The sequence below is a fragment of the Mesorhizobium sp. M1322 genome (assembly GCF_040318085.1).
In the GTDB taxonomy this organism is placed as follows: domain Bacteria; phylum Pseudomonadota; class Alphaproteobacteria; order Rhizobiales; family Rhizobiaceae; genus Mesorhizobium.
Window position 1 is genome coordinate 19,096 of the sequence record NZ_JAMYLP010000020.1, and the last position, 23,477, is coordinate 42,572.

At 61.9% G+C, this 23,477-nt stretch carries 26 protein-coding genes and 1 pseudogene; 8 read left to right on the top strand and 19 right to left on the bottom strand.

Going from position 1 to position 23,477, the window contains the following annotated elements:
• Window positions 1–88: 88 nt before the first annotated feature.
• Window positions 89–1,762: a winged helix-turn-helix domain-containing tetratricopeptide repeat protein gene (locus NKH12_RS10390; protein WP_352953025.1), complete on the bottom strand. Its 1,674-nt coding sequence runs from the start codon at window positions 1,760–1,762 to the stop codon at window positions 89–91.
• A gap of 89 nt (window positions 1,763–1,851) precedes the next feature.
• On the opposite strand from NKH12_RS10390, the gene NKH12_RS10395 reads away from it, so the two are divergent.
• The gene (locus tag NKH12_RS10395) at window positions 1,852–2,223 is read left to right on the top strand and encodes a hypothetical protein (protein ID WP_352953026.1); all 372 of its coding nucleotides are present in this window, start codon (window positions 1,852–1,854) and stop codon (window positions 2,221–2,223) included.
• Window positions 2,224–2,477: 254 nt separating this feature from the next.
• On the opposite strand, the gene NKH12_RS10400 is transcribed toward NKH12_RS10395, so the two are convergent.
• Window positions 2,478–2,834 (bottom strand): cupin domain-containing protein, encoded by a 357-nt coding sequence (locus NKH12_RS10400; protein ID WP_352953082.1) that lies wholly within the window; start codon window positions 2,832–2,834, stop codon window positions 2,478–2,480.
• A gap of 303 nt (window positions 2,835–3,137) precedes the next feature.
• Between NKH12_RS10400 and petA the strand changes: the two genes are divergently transcribed.
• From petA to NKH12_RS10420, 4 genes are all read left to right on the top strand, one after another.
• The gene (petA, locus tag NKH12_RS10405) at window positions 3,138–3,698 is read left to right on the top strand and encodes a ubiquinol-cytochrome c reductase iron-sulfur subunit (protein WP_352953027.1); all 561 of its coding nucleotides are present in this window, start codon (window positions 3,138–3,140) and stop codon (window positions 3,696–3,698) included.
• A 17-nt stretch (window positions 3,699–3,715) separates the two neighbouring features.
• Window positions 3,716–5,020 (top strand): cytochrome b, encoded by a 1,305-nt coding sequence (locus NKH12_RS10410; protein WP_352953028.1) that lies wholly within the window; start codon window positions 3,716–3,718, stop codon window positions 5,018–5,020.
• A gap of 85 nt (window positions 5,021–5,105) precedes the next feature.
• A complete protein-coding gene (locus NKH12_RS10415; RefSeq protein WP_352953029.1) occupies window positions 5,106–5,978 on the top strand; it encodes a cytochrome c1 in 873 nt (290 codons plus the stop codon).
• Window positions 5,979–6,194: 216 nt separating this feature from the next.
• A complete protein-coding gene (locus tag NKH12_RS10420) occupies window positions 6,195–6,740 on the top strand; it encodes an adenine phosphoribosyltransferase (protein WP_352953030.1) in 546 nt (181 codons plus the stop codon).
• A 212-nt stretch (window positions 6,741–6,952) separates the two neighbouring features.
• Here the strand turns inward: NKH12_RS10420 and NKH12_RS10425 are convergent, their stop codons facing one another.
• The 8 genes from NKH12_RS10425 to NKH12_RS10460 form a co-directional block, all read right to left on the bottom strand.
• Window positions 6,953–7,423, bottom strand: a complete 471-nt coding sequence (locus NKH12_RS10425) for a MaoC family dehydratase (RefSeq protein ID WP_352953031.1) — start codon at window positions 7,421–7,423, stop codon at window positions 6,953–6,955.
• On the bottom strand, window positions 7,420–7,890 hold the full coding sequence (locus tag NKH12_RS10430; protein ID WP_352953032.1) for a MaoC family dehydratase: 471 nt from the start codon (window positions 7,888–7,890) through the stop codon (window positions 7,420–7,422). The genes NKH12_RS10425 and NKH12_RS10430 overlap by 4 nt, the downstream gene beginning before the upstream one ends.
• Window positions 7,891–8,046: 156 nt before the next feature.
• Window positions 8,047–9,021, bottom strand: a complete 975-nt coding sequence (gene corA / locus NKH12_RS10435; RefSeq protein ID WP_352953033.1) for a magnesium/cobalt transporter CorA — start codon at window positions 9,019–9,021, stop codon at window positions 8,047–8,049.
• A gap of 220 nt (window positions 9,022–9,241) precedes the next feature.
• Window positions 9,242–10,345: a redox-regulated ATPase YchF gene (gene ychF / locus NKH12_RS10440; RefSeq protein WP_352953034.1), complete on the bottom strand. Its 1,104-nt coding sequence runs from the start codon at window positions 10,343–10,345 to the stop codon at window positions 9,242–9,244.
• 96 nt (window positions 10,346–10,441) lie between these two features.
• A complete protein-coding gene (gene pth / locus NKH12_RS10445) occupies window positions 10,442–11,167 on the bottom strand; it encodes an aminoacyl-tRNA hydrolase (RefSeq protein ID WP_352953035.1) in 726 nt (241 codons plus the stop codon).
• A gap of 186 nt (window positions 11,168–11,353) precedes the next feature.
• On the bottom strand, window positions 11,354–11,998 hold the full coding sequence (locus NKH12_RS10450; protein WP_352953036.1) for a 50S ribosomal protein L25/general stress protein Ctc: 645 nt from the start codon (window positions 11,996–11,998) through the stop codon (window positions 11,354–11,356).
• Between the two features lie 293 nt (window positions 11,999–12,291).
• Window positions 12,292–12,795 (bottom strand): DUF2938 domain-containing protein, encoded by a 504-nt coding sequence (locus tag NKH12_RS10455; protein WP_352953037.1) that lies wholly within the window; start codon window positions 12,793–12,795, stop codon window positions 12,292–12,294.
• Window positions 12,796–12,855: 60 nt separating this feature from the next.
• Window positions 12,856–13,038 (bottom strand): hypothetical protein, encoded by a 183-nt coding sequence (locus NKH12_RS10460; RefSeq protein WP_352953085.1) that lies wholly within the window; start codon window positions 13,036–13,038, stop codon window positions 12,856–12,858.
• Here NKH12_RS10460 and NKH12_RS10465 point away from each other — a divergent pair.
• The gene (locus NKH12_RS10465) at window positions 12,982–13,581 is read left to right on the top strand and encodes an ArsR/SmtB family transcription factor (protein WP_352953083.1); all 600 of its coding nucleotides are present in this window, start codon (window positions 12,982–12,984) and stop codon (window positions 13,579–13,581) included. The genes NKH12_RS10460 and NKH12_RS10465 overlap by 57 nt on opposite strands.
• A gap of 312 nt (window positions 13,582–13,893) precedes the next feature.
• Here NKH12_RS10465 and NKH12_RS10470 read toward each other — a convergent pair whose 3' ends face one another.
• Entirely contained in the window at window positions 13,894–15,144 is a 1,251-nt protein-coding gene (locus NKH12_RS10470) for an MFS transporter (RefSeq protein WP_352953038.1), read from the bottom strand.
• A gap of 131 nt (window positions 15,145–15,275) precedes the next feature.
• Here NKH12_RS10470 and NKH12_RS10475 point away from each other — a divergent pair.
• Window positions 15,276–16,144: pseudogene (locus tag NKH12_RS10475) on the top strand (AraC family transcriptional regulator).
• 84 nt (window positions 16,145–16,228) lie between these two features.
• Here the strand turns inward: NKH12_RS10475 and NKH12_RS10480 are convergent.
• From NKH12_RS10480 to NKH12_RS10515, 8 genes are all read right to left on the bottom strand, one after another.
• Complete coding sequence (locus NKH12_RS10480; RefSeq protein WP_128204445.1) at window positions 16,229–17,164, bottom strand: ribose-phosphate pyrophosphokinase; 936 nt, start codon at window positions 17,162–17,164, stop codon at window positions 16,229–16,231.
• A 166-nt stretch (window positions 17,165–17,330) separates the two neighbouring features.
• Window positions 17,331–17,957: a hypothetical protein gene (locus NKH12_RS10485; RefSeq protein WP_352953039.1), complete on the bottom strand. Its 627-nt coding sequence runs from the start codon at window positions 17,955–17,957 to the stop codon at window positions 17,331–17,333.
• Window positions 17,958–18,010: 53 nt separating this feature from the next.
• A complete protein-coding gene (locus tag NKH12_RS10490; RefSeq protein ID WP_352953040.1) occupies window positions 18,011–19,162 on the bottom strand; it encodes a M24 family metallopeptidase in 1,152 nt (383 codons plus the stop codon).
• Window positions 19,162–19,956: a peptidoglycan editing factor PgeF gene (gene pgeF / locus NKH12_RS10495; RefSeq protein WP_352953041.1), complete on the bottom strand. Its 795-nt coding sequence runs from the start codon at window positions 19,954–19,956 to the stop codon at window positions 19,162–19,164. Before pgeF ends, NKH12_RS10490 begins: the two co-directional genes overlap by 1 nt.
• Window positions 19,957–20,089: 133 nt before the next feature.
• The gene (locus NKH12_RS10500; RefSeq protein WP_352953042.1) at window positions 20,090–21,178 is read right to left on the bottom strand and encodes a class I SAM-dependent methyltransferase; all 1,089 of its coding nucleotides are present in this window, start codon (window positions 21,176–21,178) and stop codon (window positions 20,090–20,092) included.
• On the bottom strand, window positions 21,175–22,029 hold the full coding sequence (gene lgt, locus NKH12_RS10505) for a prolipoprotein diacylglyceryl transferase (protein ID WP_352953043.1): 855 nt from the start codon (window positions 22,027–22,029) through the stop codon (window positions 21,175–21,177). The genes NKH12_RS10500 and lgt overlap by 4 nt, the downstream gene beginning before the upstream one ends.
• 80 nt (window positions 22,030–22,109) lie before the next feature.
• Window positions 22,110–22,277, bottom strand: coding sequence for a type II toxin-antitoxin system RelE/ParE family toxin (locus tag NKH12_RS10510; protein WP_352953044.1), 168 nt, complete (start codon window positions 22,275–22,277; stop codon window positions 22,110–22,112).
• Between the two features lie 130 nt (window positions 22,278–22,407).
• Window positions 22,408–22,668, bottom strand: a complete 261-nt coding sequence (locus NKH12_RS10515; protein ID WP_352953045.1) for a type II toxin-antitoxin system ParD family antitoxin — start codon at window positions 22,666–22,668, stop codon at window positions 22,408–22,410.
• 168 nt (window positions 22,669–22,836) lie between these two features.
• Between NKH12_RS10515 and NKH12_RS10520 the strand changes: the two genes are divergently transcribed.
• Window positions 22,837–23,139: an accessory factor UbiK family protein gene (locus tag NKH12_RS10520; RefSeq protein ID WP_352953046.1), complete on the top strand. Its 303-nt coding sequence runs from the start codon at window positions 22,837–22,839 to the stop codon at window positions 23,137–23,139.
• Window positions 23,140–23,477: the final 338 nt, after the last annotated feature.

Here is a 23,477-nt window from a genome sequence, read left to right on the forward strand (position 1 = left end):
CATTGAGGGCAATCAGCGCTCATGCGCCCAAAGACTTCACAGGTTTAGCGGCCAATCGGTGTTCTCCCGGGTCGCATACGGTCAGCCGTCACTCCGGCAGCCCCGCGATCCGCATGTGTTCGATCCAGCGCTCGAGGCTGGGAGCGGCCCACATCTTCCCCCACTGCTTGCGTTGCTTGCTGATGGAGTCGCCGGGCGAGTCTTTGAGGAAAACCGCAAGCGCTTCCTGTGCCTCCCGCTTGTTTCCCAGACAAGCGTGAATCCCCGCAAGCATTCGGTGCGCGCCGCTCGGGATTCTGGACATTTTCCGCATCGCCGTCAGCGCAGCCCCGCAATCGTTCTTTTCCCAGAGCGCCCAGCCCATGTCCCAGTGGAACCAGTCAGGGTGGAAAGGATCGATGCCCTTGGCCTGCTCGATCCGATCGATAGCTTCGTCGATTCGGCCGGCAAAGATCAGCGGGGACGCACTGCCGGCGAGGATATTCGAGGCGCTCGGATTCAGGGCGATCGCCTGATCGTACCGCGCAATGGCCTGCTCGATCTCTCCGGCTTCGGTATGAATTTTGGCGCGGACATAATGCGCGTTGGCATCGTCCGGAGCGAGCAGGATTGCCTTGTCGGCATACTCGGCGCCGCGCTTCAACGCCTCGTCGGGGTTATTTTCCTGCTTGTGCCAGAATAGCGCGTCATTGCGATAGGCAAAGGCCAGCCCGATATAGCCGAACTGGGAGTTCGAATCCGCTTCGATCGCCTTGAGGCTGAACTGCCGAAGCAGCTCGTTCCCCGCGGCAGAGAAATCCTTCTCTGTCTCGGCAAACCCCATCTGGACATAGTGAAGCGCGCTGACCTGCGCGGCGTCGCTCTTCGGCAGCGGGCGCTCGATCCTGCGCCCGACCCGATCCGCAAGCGTGCGGATGATTTCCTCCTGGACGACGAAAAGATCGCCAATCTCCTGGTTGTAGGTGTTGGCCCAGACATGCGACCCGTCATGCGCGTTCAGCAACTGGGCGGTCACTTTCAGCCGGTCTCCGATCTTCTGCTGGCTGCCTTCGAGCAGGTAGTCGACGCCGAGTTCTTCTCCGATCTGTCTGACATCACTCGGCTGATCTCGATACCTGAAGCTCGAGTTCCGGGCGATGACGGCATAAGTCTTGCTCCGGGCCAGCTCGGTGATGATCCCCTCGGCGACGGCATCGCTGAGATATCCCTTGTCCGCGCCGGTACTGAAGTCCTCGAAGGGAAGCACCGCGATCCTCGACATGTCTGTCGAACGAACCGGAGCGGCTCGCCATACTTCCGCGCCGCAGTATGCGCCGATGGCTGCCGCAACGAGAACGATTGCACCAAGTATGAAGCCGCGCCGCGAGGATCGCGTCTTGGCACGTTCCGTGCCGGCTGCGGCGTTTGGGTCCGCCGCGTCCAATGGATCGGCGGCATTCAGCCGGTAACCTCGCTTGGGGAGGGTTTCCACGATCACGTGCGCGTCGTCCCCCACCGCGCGGCGAATATCGGCAATGCATTGAGTGAGGCTGTCGTCGGTCACGAAGGTATCGGGCCAAACCGCCTGCATCAGCACATCCTTGGACACGATCTCGCCCGGTCGCGCCGCGAGCACTGAGAGCACCTCGGCGGACTGACTGCGAAGATTGACCGCTTTGCCTTCGACCGTCTGAAGCTGTTCGCATTTTGTCATGAAGACAAAACCGCGAAACCTGATCGTTTCAGCAGATTTCGGGTCAATTTCAGGAGTCTTTCGGGACATTTCACCTTCCTGGCGCGCTTCCTGGCGCAGCCAATTCGGTCGTCGCTTCCAACTGATCCCAACAACACCGGATTGGAAAGGAGGATAACATGAAAAGCGCCAAGCTCATCATCGCTCTCGCTCTTCTCTTGGCGGCGCAAACGGCCGCAAAAGCGGATTCCCGCATCGCGAAACTCAGCGGCCCTGACCATGTCAACGAGGTTGCCTCAGACGACGCACGTCCTAACCCCGGCGGTTATTACGTCGCCAGCCTTAAGCCGATGGATGACTGGGCCATGTTCACCGCCATCGCTGTCACAATCCTTCTGACCAACCAGGGGGAGCTAATCAGGCTCCCCCTCGTAAAACCCATGACCTCCATGGCCGAGTGCAGAGCTTGGACCCATCAACAGGAGTTCATGCGCGTACTCCCCGGCTATCTCGCTACCTTCCATTACTGCGACTACGCATCAGAACCATAATGTTGCAAAGGTTCTGTGTTCGCGCTTGGACCGAAGGATGGAACTAAGGTCGTGAGATCGGACCGGTCCCTCCGATCAGCGAAAGCCTTTGCTGCGCGTCAACCGCGCCGGTGGATCACCTGGCGTCAAGACGCCGTTGTCTAACCTCGGGCACCAAGCGTCAGATTTTCACCACTACTTTTTTGGCCATGGTCTTTTTCCGAAAACCGGTTTCCGATTTTTGCTAACGCGGACCTTCGGTTCGGGATCATGATCTACTCCAGCCACTCGGTGACGAAGCTGCCGTTTTCGTGGATGTCGGTGGTCTCCAGCGGGCCTGGGCCGAGATTGGTGAATTTGTGCGGCGTGTTCGGCGGCACGATCAGGATCTGGCCAGCCGACGCCTCGATCTGCCGGTCGCCGACGGTGAACAGCCCGGTTCCGGCGCGGATGATGAAGATCTCACAATAGGGATGCGTGTGCAGCCGCGGGCCGCCGCCGATCTCCGGCAGATAGTTGAAGATCAGGCAGCTTTTGGAGCCGTAGGCGCCGCACTGCAGTTCGCCCTGCCAATGGTCGAGGCAACGGTCGGGCGTCCTGGCCCATTTGTCGCGATCGATGACGTGCGCCATGAGCCGAGGATAGACCGAGGCTGGGGCTTCTGTCGAGGCAAACACCGGCGCCGGTTTTGCCATTGTTTTCATGTGGTTTCGCCGTCTTCGTCGCCATGCCGCCCGACGCCGAATTGCGTCCCCGCGACAATCTGCCCTTGTGCCTTCACCCGTCTGGACAAAAACGGGCTTCACGCATAAACCGAAGGCCAATTGCCGGAGGAATTCGCTAGCCTGTTCGCCATGCGCTGTCGGGTTGGCGTGAAAGAGCGGGGAACAAGCCTCGGCCCACTGGCACGGAAGAGGCGAAAGGATCAGGCACCCGTGAGCGCAACCGACATCCAGGATCCCAACCGTCGTGATTTTCTCTACGTCGCCACGGGCATGGCCGCGGTGGTCGGCGCGGGTGCCGTCGCTTGGCCGTTCATCGACCAGATGCGCCCGGATGCCTCGACGCTGGCGCTCGCCTCGGTCGAGGTCGACGTCTCCTCGCTGACGCCGGGGATGTCGCTTGTCGTGAAATGGCGCGGCAAGCCGGTGGTGGTGCGCAACCGCACCGAACAAGAGATGAAGGACGGCGAGGCGGTCGATCTGGCCCAGCTCAAGGATCCGCTCGCCCGCAACGCCAATTTGCCGGCCGATGCCCCGGCAACGGACGCCAACCGCACCATGCCGGGCAAGGAAGCCTGGATAGTGATGGTCCAGGTCTGCACCCATCTCGGCTGCATCCCGCTCGGCCAGGAAGGCGAGTTCGGCGGCTGGTTCTGCCCGTGCCACGGCTCGGTATACGACACCTCCGGCCGCGTCCGCGGCGGGCCGGCGCCGGAGAACATGTCGGTGCCGGTGTTCCAGTTCATTTCCGACACCAAGATCCGTATCGGCTAAGGCTAAGGGATATTTCGATGAGCGAGGGACACTCGACCTATACGCCCAAGACCGGTATCGGACGCTGGTTCGACGCCCGCATGCCGCTGCCGCGGCTGGTCTATGACAGCTTCGTCGCCTATCCGGTGCCGCGCAACCTCAACTATGCGTGGACCTTCGGCGGCATCCTGGCGCTCATGCTGACGGCGCAGATGCTGACCGGCATCGTGCTGGCTATGCACTATGCGGCGGACAGCACTCTCGCCTTCGATTCGGTCGAAAAGATCATGCGCGACGTAAATTCGGGCTGGCTGTTGCGCTACATGCATTCGAACGGCGCGTCGTTCTTCTTCGTCGCTGTCTACATCCACATCTTCCGCGGCCTCTATTACGGTTCCTACAAGGCGCCGCGCGAGCTTCTGTGGATCCTCGGCTGTATCATCTACCTTCTGATGATGGCGACAGGTTTCATGGGCTATGTGCTGCCCTGGGGACAGATGAGCTTCTGGGGCGCCACCGTCATCACCGGTTTCTTCAGCGCCATCCCGCTGGTCGGCGACTGGATCCAGCAGCTTTTGCTCGGCGGCTACGCTGTCGACAACCCGACGCTGAACCGCTTCTTTTCACTGCACTATCTGCTGCCGTTCATGATCGCCGGCGTCGTCGTGCTGCATATATGGGCGCTGCATGTGGTCGGCCAGTCGAACCCGACCGGCATCGAGGTCAAGTCGAAAACCGATACCGTCGCCTTCACCCCTTACGCGACCATCAAGGACGCGTTCGGGATGCTCGTGTTCCTGTTCATCTTCGCCTATTTCGTTTTCTACCTGCCGAACTTTCTCGGTCACCCGGACAACTATGTAGTCGCCGACCCATTGAAGACGCCTGCCCATATCGTGCCGGAATGGTACTTCCTGCCGTTCTACGCGATCTTGCGCGCCATCACCTTCAATATCGGGCCGATCAACTCCAAGCTCGGTGGCGTGCTGGCGATGTTCGGCTCCATCGCCATGCTGTTCCTGGTGCCGTGGCTCGACACCTCGAAGGTGCGCTCGGCCGTCTACCGGCCCTGGTACAAGCTGTTCTTCTGGCTGTTCGTGATCGATGCCGTCCTGCTTGGCTGGCTGGGTTCGCAACCGGCCGAAGGCAGCTACGTGTTCATGGCGCAGATGGCGACATTGTTCTATTTCGCCTTCTTCCTGGTCGCGCTGCCGGTGCTTGGCCTGATCGAGACTCCGCGGCGGTTGCCGAATTCGATCACCGAGGCGGTGCTCGAGAAGAACAAGCATGGCGGTGGCGGGCATCCGGCTCGCGCGACAGCCGCACCGGAAACCAAGAGCTGAGCATGTTGCCGAAAAGTGGAGACCGGTTTTCGGAAAGATCATGCTCGAGACGACGGCGCGGCAGAGAATCTCAAGGGGATTTGGTATGAAGACGATTCTCACCTCGCTGGCGCTGCTCGGCCTTGTGTTGGCAGGCACAGCGGCCGCGACCACTGGGGCGACCGCCCAGGAGGAGGCGCACAACGAGGCCGCGCCGACGCATTTCCCGATACACGAGCCGAAGGAGATGGACTGGACCTTCGCCGGGCCGTTCGGCACCTACGACAAGGCGCAGTTGCAGCGCGGGCTGAAGGTCTACAAGGAAGTCTGCGCGGCCTGCCATTCGATGAAGTTGGTGGCGTTCCGCACGCTGGAAGACCTTGGCTATTCGGAAGCGCAGGTCAAGGCGCTGGCCGCCGAGTACACGATCAATGATGGTCCCAACGATGCCGGCGACATGTTCGATCGTCCCGGCATACCGTCAGACTATTTCCCGGCGCCGTTCCCCAACGATCAGGCGGCAGCGGCCGCCAATGGCGGGGCTGCCCCGCCCGACATGTCGCTGCTGGCCAAGGCGCGCGGCGTCACGCGCGGTTTTCCGCGTTTCGTCTTCGACATCTTCACGCAATACGCCCAGGGCGGTCCCGACTATATTCACTCGCTGCTGACCGGCTATGACGAGCAGCCGCCGGCGGGTATGGAGATACCGGAAGGCACGCACTACAATCCCTACTTCATAGCCGGCGTGTCGCTGAAGATGCCCAACCCGCTTTCCGACGATCAGGTGACCTATGACGACGGGGCGCCGCAGACGGTCGACCAGTATTCCCGCGACGTGTCGGCGTTCCTGATGTGGGCGGCCGAGCCGCATCTGGAAGCCCGCAAGAAAACCGGCTTTCGCGTGCTGGTCTTCCTGTTGCTGTTCGGCGCGCTGGTCTATCTGACCAAGCGCAAGGTGTGGGCCGGCGTGGCGCACTGAGCTACGCAAAGCCATCAGATCGAAAGGGCGTCGAAAGGCGCCCTTTTGCATTTCCGAACACTGCCTCCGAAGACCGCCGGCCCAATCCTTTGCCGGACAATTTTCTTGCAGGCGCTATATCGCGATAGCCGTCGCCGGCCGCGCCGGGTTACGATCGGCCGGAGTTCCTTTTCACGTCTTCAAGTCGAATCGGACGAATGCCCGGAGAGCCGCCCCATGAAACCTTCGCTCGAAGACACGCTGCTTGCCGCGATCCGCACCATTCCGGACTATCCCAAGCCGGGTATCCTGTTTCGCGACATCACCACCCTGCTAAGCAATGCGCGCGCCTTCCGCCGCGCCATCGACGAGCTGGTGCATCCCTATGCCGGCCAGAAGATCGACAAGATCGCCGGCATCGAGGCGCGCGGCTTCATCCTTGGCGGCGCCGTCGCCCATCAGCTCTCGGCCGGCTTCGTGCCGATCCGCAAGAAGGGCAAGCTGCCTTACGAGACGGTGCGCGTCGCCTACAGCCTCGAATACGGGCTGGACGAGATGGAGATGCACAGGGACGGCGTGTCTCCGGGTGAAAAGGTGATCCTCGTCGACGACCTGATCGCCACCGGCGGCACGGCGGCGGCGGCGGTCCAGCTGTTGCGCCAGATCGGCGCCGACATTCTCGCCGCCTGCTTCGTCATCGACCTGCCGGACCTCGGCGGCCGCGAAAAACTCGAAGCGCTCGGCGTGCCGGTCAGGACGCTGATCGGGTTTGAAGGGCATTGATACGCTTTTTCCTTCTTCCCCTTGTTGTGGGAGAAGGTGGCCTCGCGAAGCGAGGTCGGATGAGGGGTGTTCGACCGATCGCAGCGCTGAAGGCGTAAGTGCTTCAAATAATTTGATTTTTAGACGCATCGTTTCTTCCAACACCCCTCATCCGTCTCGGCGCTTTGCGCCGATCCACCTTCTCCCACAAGGGGAGAAGGAAAGAACTCTGTTCACCCCATCTTCACCAGCACAGCGCTTTCGAACTCGATGACCTTGTCGCCGGTCGAATCGAAGGCTTCCGAGCGCAGCGTCAGCAGCCGCCAGCCCGGCCGTGACATGATGGGGCGGTGGGCAAGCGCGGTGCGGGTGAAGGTCACGGTTTCTCCGGCATAGACAGGCTTCAGCCATTTGAGGTTCTTGAAGCCGGGCGAGGGGCCGAATTCGGGCGCCGGCCCAGCGCCGGCCCAGCGGGCGCCCTCGGCCTCCACGCCGGTCTCTAGGTTCAGTTTCATCCAGGTTGCAGCGGTGTGCCAGCCCGAGGCGCACAGGCCGCCGAACACGCTTTTCGTCGCCGCCTGTTCGTCGAGATGGAATATCTGCGGATCGTATTTCGTGGCGAACGCCTTGATCGCCTCGGGCTCGAATGTATGCGACCCAAGGGTGACGGTGACGCCGATGCAGAAGAACTCGTCCAAAGTCATGAGGGGCCCTGCGCGGCATCACGGGCGAGGAACATGACGGTGTTCTCAAGTTCGAACACGCCTTCGCCACGCTGGTTGAAAAGCTCGCTGCGCATAGTGACGAGGCCGAGCTGGGGCTTGGACCTGGACAGGCGCTTGGCAAGGACGGTGGTGTTGCCGCTCAAGATGTCGCCGGCCAGCACCGGCTTCTTCCACCGGACCTGGTCGACGCCGGGGGCGCCTTGCGAGGTCGAGTCCAGCAAGAAGGCATCGCACAGCATGCGCATGAACATCGCGCAGGTGTGCCAGCCGGAGGCCGCCAGCCCGCCAAGGATGCTGGCCTTGCCCGCCGTCTCGTCGAGATGCATCGGCTGCGCATCGAACTCTTGCGCGAATTCGATGATCTCGGCCGCACTCACCAGCTTCGTGCCGAGGTCGAGCGAAGCGCCCTCGACGAAATCCTCATAGGCCCAAGTCTTTCCGGTCATGGTCTGGAACTCTTTCCGGTCATGGTCTGGAATCCGGTTCAAGGTTGTACGATCGCCACGGATCGGGGTTCCCGGATGCAGGCGGGGCGCAATTTGGTCAAGTAATTTCTGATGCGCCAGGCCATCACACCCAACGGAATAGAAGCTCCGAAGGCCCTACAACCAGCCGCGGCGGCGGAAATACCAGAAGGGCAGGATCGCCGATAGGATCATCAAGCCGATGGCGAAGGGGTAACCGAAATGCCAGTTCAGCTCGGGCATGACATTGAAATTCATGCCGTAGATCGACGCGACCAGCGTCGGCGGCAGGAAGATGACCGCGGCGACGGAGAAGATCTTGATGATGGCGTTCTGCTCGATCGAGATCATGCCCAGCGTCGCGTCGAGCAGGAAGTTGATCTTCTGCGACAGGAAGGTGGCGTGGTCGGCGAGCGACAGCACGTCGCGCGATAAGGTCTTGATGCGCGCGCGGATGTCCTTGCTCATCTTGGTCTGGGTTGAGGCGTGGGTGAGGAAGCCGGCGAGCCGCTGCAGCGAGATCAGGCTGTCGCGGATCGAGGAGGCAATGTCCTCCTTGCGGCCGATGGCCTTCAGCAATTCCTGAAAATCGCGGTTGCGTTTGGAAGCCTTGGTCGAGCTTGCCTGGAAGATGTCTCGCGAGATCGTCTCGATGTCGCGGCCGGCGCGCTCCAGAATGTCGGCGAGGCGGTCGACGATTGCCTCCAGCAGGCCGATCAGGATGGTGTCGCCGCTGGTGCAGCCGGTCGCCACCTTCTCGGCGCGCAGCGGAAACGTCTTGAACGCCTTGGGTTCGTGATAGCGCACGGTGATCAGCCTGTTGCCGGCCAGCACGAAGGTGACCGGCGACATCAGGGGATCGTCGGCCTCGGTCTGGGCCGGCAGAATGGCGATCATGAAATAGGCGCCGTCTTCGACGTAAAGGCGGCTGGAAATCTCGATCTCCTCCATCTCCTCGCGCGTCGGAATGGCAACGCCGAGCCAGGCCTCGATGGCCGCTTCCTCTTCCTTTGTCGGGTTCAGAAGATCGGCCCAGACGATTTTGTCGCTGTTTTGCAAGAGATCGTCGGCAAGGCGCAGGCGATCATTGTCCACGACGAATGCCTTGATCATCACCGGGTCTCCCTTGCTGAGGCCAAAAGGATGGGTTCGAGCGGGCGCGTCGTTTCGGATTGCACGGGACAGGCGCTTTCGACGAAAGCACGGGCCGGTGCAGACGCCCCTTAGACCGGGCATTGCGGGCAGTCAAGCCGCGCGGAAACGGCCTGTGCGGCGTGCACGAGGCTGTGATCGCGCCGGCGGCATGAGGGCTTCCGACGCGCCGTCGGTCCGGTCAGGTGTTGAACTTGAACAGCATGATGTCGCCGTCCTGGACGACATACTCCTTGCCTTCGTCGCGCGCCTTGCCGGCTTCCTTGGCCGCCACTTCGCCGCCCAGCGTGACGAAATCGTTGTAGGCGATGGTCTGGGCGCGGATGAAGCCGCGTTCGAAATCGGTGTGGATGACGCCTGCCGCCTGCGGCGCCTTGGCGCCCTTGTGCACGGTCCAGGCGCGTGTCTCCTTCGGCCCGACGGTGAAATAGGTGATGAGCTGCAGCAGCTCGTAGCCGGCGCGGATCACCTTGTTCAGGCCAGGCTCATCGAGGCCCAGCGTCGCCAGGAATTCCATTTCCTCTTCGTCGCTGAGCTGCGCGACCTCGGCTTCGATCGCCGCGGAAATCACCACGGTGCGGGCGCCTTGCGCGGCAGCCATCTGTTCGACCGCTTTGGTGTGCGCGTTGCCGGTGGCAGCATCGGCCTCGGCGACATTGCAGACATAGAGCACAGGGTGTGACGTCAGCAGGTTAAGCCCCTGCAGGATGCGCAGATCCTCCGCAGAGATATCTTTGAGCAGGATGCGGGCTGGCTTGCCGGCCTGCAGGAGTTCGAGAGCGGCTTCCATCATCGGCAGCACGGTCAGCGCCTCCTTGTCCTTGCCGGAGGCGCGCTTGCGGAACTGCACGATGCGGCGCTCGAGGCTGTCGAGATCGGCGAGCATCAGCTCGGTCTCGACGGTCTCGGCGTCGGCGACGGGATCGATGCGGCCTTCGACATGGGTGATGTCGTCATCCTCGAAGCAACGCAGCACATGGACGATGGCGTCGACCTCGCGGATGTTGGCCAGGAACTGGTTGCCCAGTCCTTCGCCCTTCGAGGCGCCGCGCACCAGGCCGGCGATGTCGACGAAGGAGATGCGGGTCGGGATGATCTCCTTCGACTTGCCGATTGCCGCGATCTTCTGCAGGCGGGGGTCGGGCACCGCCACCTCGCCGGTATTCGGTTCGATGGTGCAGAACGGGTAGTTGGCGGCCTGCGCCGCCGCCGTCCTGGTCAGCGCGTTGAATAGCGTCGACTTGCCGACGTTGGGCAAGCCAACGATGCCGCATTTGAAACCCATTTTTATCCGGTCCTATCGGGAAATCGAAATTTGATGAGGGCTATGGGCGAAAGGGGTGACGAACGTCAAGCCCTCCGGCTCCGTTCACGCGGAAGCTCACTCCTTGCCGCCAAACAGCTTCTTTAGCATGGCGGCCATCGGGCCGGTTTCGGGCAGCTTGACCGCCGGCTGCTGCGGCCGCGCCTGACGGACGTGACTTTGTGCTTTTGGCGCCTTGGGTGGCGGGCGGTCGTCGTCGCCTGTCGGCGTGAGCTTGTCGCGCAAGGCCAGCGTCACGCGATTCATGAAGGAATTGTCGTCGCCCTTGGCAAGCAGTCCAGCATCGTCGGCGATGGTGTCGAGCAGCGCGTCCAGCCACTCGCGGTCGCTTTTGGCGAAATCGCCAAGCACATGACCATGTACCATTTCCTTGATGCCGGGGTGGCCGACGCCAATGCGCACGCGGCGGAAATCCTTGCCGACATGCTGGTCGAGCGAGCGGATACCGTTGTGGCCGCCGGAACCGCCACCGACCTTGACCCGCACCTTGCCGGCGGCAAGGTCGAGCTCGTCATAGAAGACCGTCAGCGCCGAGGGGCCGAGCTTGTAAAAGCGCAGCGCTTCGCCGATCGACTGGCCTGAATTGTTCATGAAGGTCTGCGGCTTGATCAGGATGGTCTTTTCGCCGGCAAGCGTGCCTTCCGCGATCAGGCCCTGGAACTTTTTCGACCAGGGCGAAAAGGAATGGCGGCGGGCGATTGCGTCCGCCGCCATGAAGCCGACGTTGTGCCGGTTGTTGGCGTACTTCGCGCCCGGATTGCCGAGGCCTGCAAACAGCAGCATCGTCACCTCTAGTGTGGTGGATTTGAAGTTCCTGTTGCTTTGACGGTATCAGCGTTCAGGAACTTCAAATCCAAAAACCACACTAGAACTCATGGTTGCTAATGTGGCCTTAGAATCCGAAATTCGCCCAGTGCGCTGCTCCAAGGTGATGCGAATTTCGGATTCGTCACACTAGGCGAAAAGGGATTACTTCTCTTCGTCGGCAGGAGCCGCCGCTTCGGGTTCAGCCGCTTCGACCGTCTCTTCCGCCTCCGGCTTCATCGCCGAGGAGCCGGCAATGGTCGCGACGGTGAAGTCGCGGTCGGAGATCACCGGCTTGACGCCGGCCGGCAGCTTGACCGCCGAGATGTGGATCGAATCGCCGATATCGGTGCCGGTGAGATCGACGGTGATGAATTCCGGGATCGCATTGGCCGGGCAGTGGAACTCGACTTCGTGACGCACGATGTTGAGCACGCCGCCACGCTTGATGCCGGGCGACTTGTCCTCGTTGATGAAGTGGACCGGCACGTCGACATTGACTTCGGTGTCCTTGCCGATGCGCAGGAAGTCGACATGGACCGGGAAATCCTTGACCGGGTCGAGCTGGTAGTCCTTGGGCAGGACCTGGATCTTCTTGCCGTCGACATCGATCGTGGCGATCGTGGTCAGGAACCCGCCGCCATGGATCTTGTAGTAGATGTCCTTGTAGGTCAGCGCAATTGCCAGGGGAGGCTGCTTGTCGCCGTAAATTACTGCAGGCACTTTACCGTTGCGGCGAACTGCACGGGCGGACCCCTTACCGACCTGTTCGCGCGCTTCGGCCTTGAGCTCGTAAGAATCTTGGCTCATGGCATTTCCTTTCGCGTTGTTCTGGAGCGTTCGCGGCCGGCGAGATGCCTGGGCCGTAAACGTCGAAAGCCGTCATGGCCTTACATGATCTGGTCCAAAATCTATTTTGGGATCACGCAGGCCGGACAGCCTTCCGCCGCGTTGCCTCCAAGGGTGTCTACGCGGGTGGCGGCTCTATAGCGGAAGGTGGGGCGGGGTGCAAGCCAAAGGCGGGTGGACAGTGTCTCGCTTTGAACTACCCCTTTGTCAGACATTTGGGTCGTGTCTTGAATGCCGACCGCAACCGATCAGTGTCAGACCGGAAACAGGAGTGCGGAAAGCAACGCAGCGACATGCAGCCCGACCCCGAAGGACAGATGAGTCATGAGGCCGCGCAGACGCGCAGTGTGCGGATTGGGCGTTTTCGAGGCTGCAACTCCGGCTCCAAAAGCTGGCTGCATTATGAAGAATGGGGCGACAACAGTGGATATGCCGACAAGAAGGGCGGGTAGCAATGTCGGATGTCGAGCCCAGTTGAGGCCCCATACTCCCATCAGCAATGCAGCAAAGACGATGCCGATCGCGTAATGCGCGACCCATCCAACGGGCGTTTCACCCCGAATTCGGGGAGCCTGCGCGATATTCGCATGCGCGAAACGTCCTTGCGGGAAGTGCCCGATCCAGCGGCCGACCCAGGCATAATCAAGCGATGGGATCGCCAACGCTCGCTTCAGAAACAATCCCCAAAGATCCATCACCGCCGTCGCGCCCGCTCCGATCGCGGCTGCGCGGACAACGAATTCCACCTGCTCGTTCATTCTATGCTTCTGTCCTGTCCATGCTTCGCTCGGCCGCAGACACTAGCTGATTGAAATCCGTCATTCAATGTATTGATTGATTGATGAGTTCATGGTAGGCGATGCGATATGAAAAACGCAGATGTCCATCATCCGATCTTTGACGAAATAGCGGATATCGCCCGCACGCTGGGGCATGCACACCGGCTGGTTCTTCTTCGCCACATTGCCGACGGCGAACTGGCCGTGGAGCAGCTGACGCAACTTTCCGGGATCGCGTTAGCCAACACGTCGCAGCATCTTCAACACCTCAAGCGGGCCGGCCTGGTGCAGACCCGGCGAGACGGGAAACGCGTGCTCTATCGTTTGGCCGATGGCCCGATCGAAAACGTGCTCGCGGCCCTGCGGAGCCTTGCGAACCATAGGCGCGAGCAAATCCGTGAGCTCATCAACGACACTATGAGCCGGCCGGACAGGCTGGAGAACATCTCGCGCGAGGAACTCGTGCGCCGCATGCGGAACGACGAAATCGTGCTGCTCGACGTCCGGCCGCAGGAGGAATACGCGGCGGGGCATTTGCCGGGTGCGATCAACATTCCCGTGGATGAGCTGGAAGAACGACTTGCGGAACTTCCACGAGAGAAGGTCATCGTCGCCTATTGCCGGGGTGTCCAGTGCGTTCTCTCTGCCGACGCGCTGGCAATCCTGAGGGCGCGAGGCCGGGCCTCACGCCGGTTCGAAGGCGGCTTTCCCGAGTGGCTGACCTCAAGCCTTGATGTCGACGGCATGAACTACGATAGCGGCTGACAGAAGCCGAGGTCGGGGTCGATCCAGCGCGGCTTGGAGAGCGGTGCGCTGGTTGCGGCCATCTGCGCGCATAGCGGCCGATTGGTTCTTGAACCTGCTGAGCGGTGATCTGCAGATCCGGCGGGTCATTCACGCTCTGCCGGTTCCTTCAGACAGGGATGTCCATTCAAGAGTGGTTGCCGCAATCAGTGCATTTAGAAAGCTTTGCAGCGCGTGAGGGCAAAAATCGATCTGTGCCCGGTCCACGCATGAGGTGGCAGGAAGAGAGAGCTCCCGACCCTCTACGGGGCGGGCCGAGGTCCAACTCAAGCTTCACCCGATCGTGGGCTCTTCCTCGAGCTTCCTCGCGTGCTTCATATTCGGCAAGAAAACCGTCAGCAGCCCGAGCAGCGGCAAATACGAGCAGACCTGAAAAACGAAGTCGATGCCTTTCATGTCGGCGACGACGCCGAGCACGGCGGCGGCGATGCCGCCCATGCCAAAAGCGAAGCCGAAGAAGATGCCGGCGATCATGCCAACGCGGCCGGGCACCAGTTCCTGAGCGAAGACGACGACGTTCGAGAAGGCCGAGGACAGGATCAGGCCGATCAGCACGGTCAGGATCATCGTCCATTCGAAATTGGCGTAGGGCAGAGCCAGCGTAAAAGGCAGCACACCAACGATCGAGAACCAGATCATCGGCTTCTGCCCGTAGCGGTCGCCGAACGGGCCGCCGAGCAGGATGCCCAGCGCCGAGGCGCCGAGGAACAGGAACAGCATGACCTGCGACATCTGCACCGAAACGCCGAATTTATCGATGGCGTAGAAGGTGTAGTAGCTGGCGAGGCTGGCGATGTAGGCGTTCTTGGTCAGCACCAGCAAGGTCAGCACCGCCAGCGCGCCCATCACCTTGCGGCGCGGGAAGGGCGAGACAAAACCTGGCGCCTTGCTGTTGGCGAGCGAGGCGCGCAGGCGGCTGTACCAGCCGCCGACCCGCCACAGCACGACGATGCCGATCAGCGATCCGGCGGCAAACCAGGCTATGCTGGTCTGGCCGAAGGGTACAACGATGAAGGCAGCCAGCAGGGGCCCTATGGCCTGGCCGAAATTGCCGCCGACCTGGAACAGCGATTGCGCCAGGCCGAACCTGCCGCCCGAGGCGAAGCGGGCGATGCGCGAGGATTCCGGGTGGAAGATCGCCGAGCCGATGCCGATCAGCGACGCACCGATCAGCAGCAGCCAATAGTGTCCGGCATAGGCCAGCACGATCAGGCCGATCAGCGAGGACGCCATGCCGTAGGGCAGCGAATAGGGCATTGGCCGCTTGTCGGTGACCATGCCGATCAGCGGCTGCAGCAATGAGGCCGTCACCTGGAAGGTGAAGGTCAAAAGGCCGATCTGCCAGAAATCGAGACCGTAATTGTCCTTCAGCAGCGGATAGATCGCCGACAGCAGCGACTGCATGATGTCGTTGACACAATGACAGAAGCTCACCGCAAGGATGACGGTGAAGGCCGTCGCCTGCGCCGAAGTGTGGCTGGCCGTCGCAGGCGTAGCGACGGTGGTGGCTGTCGTGTCGGTCAAGGCATGCTCCGTGGTCTTTTGGCGGGCGCTGCAGCAGGCGGCCTCATAACCCGTTTGCTTTATATAGGCCACTTGCCGGGTGACTTCTTTCGTGGTTTGGTCCAATAGTTTCGCGAGTGGGCCAATACCCAATGCCGCATGACAACGAAATCTTCAAAGCGGGCGACACCGATCTCGGCCAGTTTACCGACCTTGGGCAGTTGCATGAGCGCCGCTGGCAGTGGCTGGAGCAGGCCGTCGGGCCGGCGGTGGCCCTGCCGACCGAATATCCCGACGGCTACCACGTGCCGCAGCACCGTCACAGTCGCAGTCAATTGCTGCATGCGCTTGTCGGCGTCGTGCTGGTGACGACGCGGCATGGTCGCTGGATGGTGCCTCCCGATCATGCCATGTGGATTCCCGCCGGCACCGAGCATTCCGTCGAGATGCTTGGCGACGTCAGCATGCGCTCGGTCTATGTGATGCCGGACGCCATTGCGGGGCTGCCGCATGGGCTGCGCGTCGTCGGCATCACCGATCTGATGCACAGCCTGATCGTGGAATCGGAAAAGCTGCCGCAGGGCGCCGAGCTGGAGGGGCGCGGCGGGCTGATCATGAGCCCTCCTGTTGCATGAAATCCCGAACCTGCCGGAACGGCCGCTCGGCCTGCCTTTTCCCATGGATCCAAAGCTTGCGGCACTGTGCCGGCGCTTCGTCGCAGCACCCCTCGCCGCACGCGACAATCGACGAATGGGCCGATATCGTCGGCATGAGCCGCCGTTCCTTCACCCGCGCCTTTCATCGCCAGACCGGATTGTCCCTGTCGACATGGCGCCAGCAGGCCTGCCTGTTCGCGGCCTTGCCGAGGCTGGCCGACGGCGAGCCGATCACGAGGGTGGCGCTCGATCTCGGCTATGACAGCGTGCCGGCCTTCATCACCATGTTCAAGCGTATGCTGGGGGCATCGCCGCGCGGCTATATGCGCGGGTCAAGGGACAACATCAGGGCGTCGAACGGGTAGCGCATGACCCCGAACCTTCGGTTGCGCAAAATCAAAGTGCTACAGCGTCCGCTGGACGCGCGGCACTGTAGCGCTGGCGGAGTTTCAGTCGAACAGGCTCGATACCGATTCCTCGGTCGCCGTGCGCGAGATCGCCTCACCCATCAGGTCGGCGATGGAGATGACGCGGATGTTGCTGGCGTCAAGCACCGCCTGGGTCGGTTGGATGGAATCAGTAATGACCAGTTCCTGCAGCTTCGAGGCGCCGATGCGGGCGATGGCGCCGCCCGACAAAACGCCATGGGTGGTATAGGCAGTGACGCTGGTAGCGCCGGCGGCAAGCAGTGCATCGGCCGCATTGCACAAGGTGCCGCCCGAATCGATGATATCGTCGATCAGCAGGCAATCCTTGCCGCGCACGTCGCCGATGACGTTCATGACTTCCGATTCACCGGGGCGCTCGCGACGCTTGTCGACGATGGCGAGCTGGGCATCGATGCGCTTGGCCAGCGCGCGGGCGCGGACCACGCCACCAACATCCGGCGATACGACCATGACATTGGCAAGCTGCTTGTATTTCGCCTTCACGTCCCGGGCCATGACCGGCACCGAGAAGAGATTGTCGGTCGGGATGTCGAAAAAGCCCTGGATCTGGCCGGCATGGAGATCCAGCGTCAAGACGCGATCGACGCCCGCCCGCGTGATCATGTTGGCGACCAGCTTGGCCGAGATCGGCGTGCGGCCCGAGGCGCGGCGGTCTTGCCTGGCATAGCCGAAATAGGGAATCACCGCCGTGATGCGCTTGGCCGACGAGCGCATGAAGGCATCGATCATGATGAGCAGTTCCATCAGGTGATCGTTGGTCGGGAACGAGGTGGACTGTAGGATGAATACATCCTCGCCGCGCACATTCTCCTGGATCTCGACGAAGATTTCCTGATCGGCGAAGCGCCTGACGCTGGCTTTGCCCAGCGGGATGTTGAGATAGCGGGCGACCGCTTCGGCCAGCACCCTGTTGGAATTGCCCGCGAAAAGCTTCATGCACCGTTCCTGGTGAAGGATGGAGACTCTGGCAGACTCTCTTGAGCCCCTTAGTCGGGGCTTTTAGCGGCCCGTGCCGGTATTGCAAGCGTCGTGATCGGAATCCGCCGGCTAATCTCAATAAACGTCTACGACGAGGGAAGCCGGCAACATGTCAGCCCGCCAGTCACCCCGCTTGGCCGCCAAGCCATGTGGCAAACTGGTCGATCGTCTGGTCGGCGATCGCCTGCATGGTCTCCGGCGCGACCGCAGCCCAGCCTTCGCCATCATTGACCGAGGGCGCCTTCTGCTGGCCATTGATGCGATGCAGCCGGTTGCCTGCCGGGTCATAGATGTCCCAGACATAGATGACGGTGGTCTCCTTGCCTTCCGACATCGTCGAGAAATAGCCCTTCAGCACGTGCGTAGGGGTCTGGCCGGCGCTGCCTGCCAAGGTGATGCCGCGCTGCTTGGCTCGCGTCTGAAGCTCCGCGGTCAGCGGTGTGGCGGCTTCCACCGAGGCGCCGACAATCGGCGCTACCTGCAGGCGAGTTCGCGCGATGACGGCGGCGCTCTTTGCGGGCGGTACGGTCGTGGTTGCGGGCTGCGTAGGGGCGGAAGGTTCTGTTGCTGCGGAAGGCTGTGCAGTCGTTGCAGGCGTGGTCGGCGTAGCCGTGCCGGTTCCGGTCGTTGGTACCGCCGGTGTCGACTGCGAGGCGATCGCGGAGGGTTCGAGAACGTCCTTCGCGTTGGTGCAGGCGGCCAGCGTCAGCGCCGCGAGCAATGACACGGTCGTCACATGCGATCGCCTCATTTGCTCAAAACTCCCTGGCGATGGACGCCCCTTGCATTCTTACCATTATGGATTCATTGCACAATCAAGTCGAGATCATGGCGGGACAGCGGTTTCGGCTGCGATTCAGTCGTCAGATAGGTGCGGCCGAGCGTCATTGCCGTCTCGGTTTCGGAGTCCATGATGATCATGTGGGCGAACAGCGTCATGTTTGGCGCGATGGGTTCCGGATTGCCCTGATAGAACATCGGCATGTCCATCCATGACGGGGTGAAGCGGGCGCCGAGCGAATAGCCGCAGGCGTTGAGCCGGTGCTTGGTCAAGTTGTGCGCTTCGAGCGTGCGGGCATGCGCGTCGAACACATCGCCGAAGGTATTTCCGGGCGTCATCGCCTTTTCGACCGCCAGAAGTGCGGCGCGCGCGGCATCGAACAGTTCCTGGTGACGTTTCGACACTTTGCCGGTCAGCACCGTGCGCATCATCGCCGCATGGTAATGGTGGAAGACGCCGGCCCATTCGAGCGTCAGCTGGTCGTTCTTGCTCAGCTTGCGGCGGCCGGCCTTGTAACGGCAAAGCAATGCGTCCACGCCAGAGCCGATGATGAATTCGTTGGCCGGATAATCGCCGCCGCCGGCAAAGATCGCGCCCTGCATGGCAGCAAGGATCAAGGCTTCGTCGCCACCCTGCTTTATCAGCGGCAGGGACGCGTCCAGCGCGTCGTCGGCGAGATTTGCGGCCTTTTCCACCTTGGCGATCTCGGCCGGGCTCTTGAACAAGCGCAGCCGGCTGACGATGCCGGACGCGTCGGCGATCTGGCCAAAGGTCTGCAATTGCTCGTCCAGGCGCCGGCCATTGTAGGCGGTCAGGCCGTGAGTGTCGTATTCGACGCCGATGCGGGCGCCGAGCAGGTCGAGGTCGTTGAGCAAATTGCGCAGGTCGATCGCCGGATTGGCGCCGTCGCGATCGGTCCACAGCACGATATTGTCGATGATCGAGGTGTGGCGCGCCTGGCGCAGATCGGCCGAGCGCGTGAGCAGGATCATCGAGCCGTCCGCCTTCACCACCAGGCACTGGAAGAAGCAGAAGCCGAACGTATCGTAGCCGGTCAGCCAGTACATGCTCTCCTGCGCAAACAGCAGGACGGCATCGAGCTTCTTCTCGGCGATCTCGATCATCAGCCGATCGCGCCGCGCGTCAAATTCCGACCGTTCGAAATGCAGCGCCATTATTCTGTCTCCAAAACGATTGCCGAAATCTGCCGCCCGTAATCCGGCTCCTTGCGATGCGTGCTGCGCCGGTAGGAATAGAACAGATCCTCCTCGGCGTAGGTGCAGCGGCTGAGCCCATCGGCGGTGACGCCGGCCCGGGTCAGCCGATCGACCGTATAGCGGTTGAGGTCGAACATTGCATGTTCCGGCTTCGCCGAGGGCGCGAAATAGCCGAGATTGTCGGCATCGGCCTCGACGAAACGAGCGATGAATTCCGGCCCGACTTCATAGTTTTCCGGGCCGATGGACGGACCGAGTACCGCAACGATGCGCTCGCGCCGGGCGCCGAGGCTTTCCATTGCCGCAATTGTGTTTTCCAGCACGCCTGACAAGGCGCCCTTCCAGCCGGCATGGGCTGCGCCGATGACACGCGCCTCGGCATCGGCGAACAGCACCGGTCCGCAATCGGCGGTCGAGGCGCCGACGGCGATGCCCGGCCGGTCGGTGACGACGGCGTCGGCCTTCGGCCGCTCGCTGGGAAAGGGCTCTCTGGCGATGACGACGTCGGGCGAATGGATTTGATGGGCGGTCAAGAGATGGTTTGATGGCACGCCCATCCAGTCGGCGACGCGGCGGCGGTTCTCGGCTACTTGCGTCTGGTCGTCGCTCGAGCCGGTGCCGATGTTGAGGCCCCGATAGATGCCGCTGGAGACGCCGCCGATGCGGGTGAAATAGCCGTGGCGAATGCCTTGCGCCCGCGCCTTTTCCAGCAAGGGCGACCGAACGGGATCCGGTTTGGTCTGATTCAGCATGGCGGCGTTGTTGTCCGTGTGGGCGATTTCGTCAAGCGACAGTCCAAAGATCGCGACAGTCCACAGATGAGTTACACTCCAAAGATCGGCGACGGTCGGAAGTTGGGAGAGTGGGAGAGGCGGCAGTGAAAAGTCAATCCGCCGTTGCAAAGGGCGGAACGGCGATGCCGGCAGGCAGGACGGCAAGCACCTTGAACAGGTCGCCCATGGCTTGCGGACCGGCGAGGCGTTCGACCTCGCCTGCAATCTTTTCGCGAGCCGCCTCATTGGCATTGGCGCCGAGCTGGCCGGCGCGTTCGAGCAGGCCCATTTCCACCAGGAATTCGCCTTGCGTGGAGAGATGGGCATCGAGGCCATGCGCCCGCACGATCGCGGCAAGGGCGGCGAAATCGACATGGGCGGTGAGATCGGCTTCGCCCGGATTGGCCAGCACATCTTCGTGATCGTGCTTGCGCAAGGCCTGCAACGTGTCGCCGGTCCCTGGCTGGAGATAGCCATAGTCGAGGAACAGGCCGGCGCCATTGAGCCGGGCCAATCGCTCAGCGATGGTCGCCATCAGCGCGGCACGGGCCGGCGCGACTTCGACGATCGCGCCCTGTGGTGCGTTTTCGGCATCGTTCGGCAACAGCGTTGGATCGACCGAGCCGGCGCCGGCGAAGAAGTGCAATTCGTCCGCGCTGTCGAGGCCGATCATCCGTTCGCGCCAGCCTGTTCCGGCGCGGACGAACTGGCGGATCGGCACCGCGTCGAACAATTCGTTGCCGACGATGAAAAGCGGGGCCTGCGGCAGCGTGTCGATGCTTTCGTGCCAGCCGATCGCGGCAGGCGTGGCGGCAAGCGTTTGCTTCTGGACATCGGCCAGCCGCGGGCTGGTCTCGATCATGGCAAACGATGCGCCGGCGGTCAGCCCCGGATCGAGCCGCGAAAGCGTGCGCAACATGTCCTTCATCAGCGTGCCGCGGCCGGGGCCGATCTCGGCGATGGTGACCGGCATCGGCCGGCCGGTCGCCAGCCAGGCTTCATAGAGCCAGACGGCGATCAGCTCGCCGAACATCTGGCTGATCTCCGGTGCGGTGACGAAGTCGCCGGCAGCCCCGAACGGCTCGCGCGTCGTATAGTAGCCGTCCCGCGGATCGAACAGGCAAAGCGCCATGTATTGGTTGACGGGGATCGGCCCCGCCGCACCGATCAGCTCGACGATGCGGGTTTTCAGTCGGGTCATACCGGCTGTGGCTGCGTAACCGGCTTTGCGGTCGCCATCGCCCATATGCCGGCCAGCAGCATCGGCAGTGACAGCACCATGCCCATCGTCAGCCAGCCGGTGGCGAGGAGGTAGCCGAGCTGCTGATCGGGCTCGCGGAAGAATTCGACGAAGATGCGCGAGAGACCGTAGCCGGCGATGAAGGCGCCGCCTACGAAGCGCGGCGTCTTCAACTTAAGCTTGGAATGGGTGAGGAAGCGCAGGACCAGGAACAGCACCAGACCTTCGAGCAGCGCCTCGTAGAGCTGGCTCGGATGGCGCGCAAATGGCCCGCCATTGGGGAATTCGACCGCCCATGGCACGTCGGTCGGCCTGCCCCAAAGTTCGGAGTTGATGAAATTCGCCATACGGACGATGCCAAGGCCGACCGGCACGCCGGCCGCCACCACGTCGAACAGCGACCATGTGCGGATGCCGCGCGACCAGGAAAACAGCGTCATGGCGAGGACGACGCCGAGCAGCCCGCCATGGAAAGACATGCCGCCCTGCCAGACGGCAAGGATATCGAACGGATGAGCGATGTAGCGCGGCAGGTCGTAAAACAGCACGTAGCCGATACGCCCGCCAAGCACCACGCCGATGGCCGCCCAGACGATGAAGTCGTCGAGATCCTCGGGCCTCATGGGCGCGGTGCAGTCGGGCCAGAGCCTTGCATTGGTGACGAGCCGCTTGGCATACCACCAGGCGAAGAGAATGCCGACGATGTAGCCGACGCCATACCAATGCACCGCCAGCGGCCCGATCTGGACGATGACCGGGTCGATGTTGGGGAAGGGCAGGGCGGCCAGCGGCAGCATAAGATACTCGCTCAACAGGATCTCCGGGTTGCGATCACGTTCGGGCGCGGACCATGCGGCAGGGTTTTGGCGGGGTCAAGGCGACGTGGGTGCTGTCATTTCGCAGGGAACAGGATGGCATCAAAATCCATCGCGCCGTGCAGGACGTGCAGTATCTCCACTGCGTCGGTGTTAACGCGGTAGAAGATCAGATAGGTGCCATGAACGCGACGGCGGACGCCGGAAGATCGATGACGCTGCAAGAGCGGATATCGCTCCGGCATGGTCCGTAGTTCCAGGCAATCGGCACGCAATTCCCGGATGATGTCACGCCTCGAAGCGGGCTGTCCAAGGCGATGTGATCGTCAATGGCTCCAATATCTGCCTCAGCCTGATGGGTGAAGATCAGCCGCTTCACCGGGCCTTCTCGGCCATCGTCTTATATCTGGCCTCTAGGCGGTCAAGCACGTCTTCCCCGGGCTTCACCCGCCCTGCGTCGGCATCACCGATGCCTTTGGCGAGCGTGGCGTCGAGTGCTGCCAGGCGCTTCTCTCGCTCTTCAACGAGGCGAACACCTTCGCGCAGCACTTCACTCTTCGAATTGTGGCGGCCCGTGCTAACAAGCTGGTTTACAACGTCCTCCAGACGGTTGCCCAAATCTGCGCTGATGGCCATGGAGTGCTCCTCGAAGATGCCTTTCGGGGTGATAATAATAGTTATTGATCCGCTCAGCCAGTGTTCAGTTGACCAAAGTGCACCGGCAGTCGATGCTCGCCGGTTTCAAACGTTCTTGCATTCCGCCTCGCGCGCCACTACGTCAAATCGAGCAAGCGAGGATTTGCCATGTCGACCGGACCGAACCGCATTCTCGATGAATTCGCCAAGCTGATGACCGACGCCGCGGGTGCCGCGCAAGGCGTGCGTCGCGAAGTGGAAACCGCCTTCAAGGGGCAGGCCGAGCGCGTTCTCAACTCAATGGACCTGGTGCAGCGCGAAGAATTCGAGGCCGCCCGCGATATGGCTGTCAAGGCCAGGGAAGAAAACACCCGTCTCGCTGTGTGCATCGAGGCGCTCGAGGCGAAGCTCGCCGAATTGACCGGACAGGCAGCACCTGTGGCTGCGGCAAAGCCCAGATCAAAAAAATAATCGTTAAACTTTTCCACAAAGCACAATCGCAAAAAGCGCTTTGTCGTGAATCGCTTACCGGCATTGCGTGAATCTTTGTGACAGCGGCTTTCCACATGCGAATGACGCAGTGCGAAAAATTGGGCTGGTCACGCGACTCCCGATCAATAGACTGAATTTGTTGCATGATTCGGAGCAGGGTCATGCGCCGGGCGGTGGGGTCCGGTCTGGGGTCTTTGCGTTGACGAAGTCCCGGCCGTCCGAGTTCTAGACAAGATTGTTCGTTGTGTGTGCCCCGCGGAGCGTGTGGCGCTCACTAGAGCGACGTGCGTCCACTTGGACGCACAAAATACGCTCTA

Bases quoted from the DNA above. Each gene is read 5' to 3' on its own strand.
- NKH12_RS10510 (WP_352953044.1), bottom strand. From the start codon at position 22,277: ATGCCGGAGCGATATCCGCTCTTGCAGCGTCATCGATCTTCCGGCGTC.
- NKH12_RS10400 (WP_352953082.1), bottom strand. From the start codon at position 2,834: ATGGCGCACGTCATCGATCGCGACAAATGGGCCAGGACGCCCGACCGT.
- NKH12_RS10395 (WP_352953026.1), top strand. From the start codon at position 1,852: ATGAAAAGCGCCAAGCTCATCATCGCTCTCGCTCTTCTCTTGGCGGCG.
- NKH12_RS10410 (WP_352953028.1), top strand. From the start codon at position 3,716: ATGAGCGAGGGACACTCGACCTATACGCCCAAGACCGGTATCGGACGC.
- NKH12_RS10420 (WP_352953030.1), top strand. From the start codon at position 6,195: ATGAAACCTTCGCTCGAAGACACGCTGCTTGCCGCGATCCGCACCATT.
- pth (WP_352953035.1), bottom strand. From the start codon at position 11,167: ATGCTGCTGTTTGCAGGCCTCGGCAATCCGGGCGCGAAGTACGCCAAC.
- NKH12_RS10480 (WP_128204445.1), bottom strand. From the start codon at position 17,164: ATGAAGCTTTTCGCGGGCAATTCCAACAGGGTGCTGGCCGAAGCGGTC.
- NKH12_RS10450 (WP_352953036.1), bottom strand. From the start codon at position 11,998: ATGAGCCAAGATTCTTACGAGCTCAAGGCCGAAGCGCGCGAACAGGTC.
- NKH12_RS10415 (WP_352953029.1), top strand. From the start codon at position 5,106: ATGAAGACGATTCTCACCTCGCTGGCGCTGCTCGGCCTTGTGTTGGCA.
- NKH12_RS10500 (WP_352953042.1), bottom strand. From the start codon at position 21,178: ATGACCCGACTGAAAACCCGCATCGTCGAGCTGATCGGTGCGGCGGGG.
- ychF (WP_352953034.1), bottom strand. From the start codon at position 10,345: ATGGGTTTCAAATGCGGCATCGTTGGCTTGCCCAACGTCGGCAAGTCG.
- pgeF (WP_352953041.1), bottom strand. From the start codon at position 19,956: ATGCTGAATCAGACCAAACCGGATCCCGTTCGGTCGCCCTTGCTGGAA.
- NKH12_RS10485 (WP_352953039.1), bottom strand. From the start codon at position 17,957: ATGAGGCGATCGCATGTGACGACCGTGTCATTGCTCGCGGCGCTGACG.
- NKH12_RS10520 (WP_352953046.1), top strand. From the start codon at position 22,837: ATGTCGACCGGACCGAACCGCATTCTCGATGAATTCGCCAAGCTGATG.
- NKH12_RS10430 (WP_352953032.1), bottom strand. From the start codon at position 7,890: ATGACCGGAAAGACTTGGGCCTATGAGGATTTCGTCGAGGGCGCTTCG.
- NKH12_RS10515 (WP_352953045.1), bottom strand. From the start codon at position 22,668: ATGGCCATCAGCGCAGATTTGGGCAACCGTCTGGAGGACGTTGTAAAC.
- NKH12_RS10425 (WP_352953031.1), bottom strand. From the start codon at position 7,423: ATGACTTTGGACGAGTTCTTCTGCATCGGCGTCACCGTCACCCTTGGG.
- NKH12_RS10490 (WP_352953040.1), bottom strand. From the start codon at position 19,162: ATGGCGCTGCATTTCGAACGGTCGGAATTTGACGCGCGGCGCGATCGG.
- NKH12_RS10390 (WP_352953025.1), bottom strand. From the start codon at position 1,762: ATGTCCCGAAAGACTCCTGAAATTGACCCGAAATCTGCTGAAACGATC.
- NKH12_RS10455 (WP_352953037.1), bottom strand. From the start codon at position 12,795: ATGAACGAGCAGGTGGAATTCGTTGTCCGCGCAGCCGCGATCGGAGCG.
- corA (WP_352953033.1), bottom strand. From the start codon at position 9,021: ATGATCAAGGCATTCGTCGTGGACAATGATCGCCTGCGCCTTGCCGAC.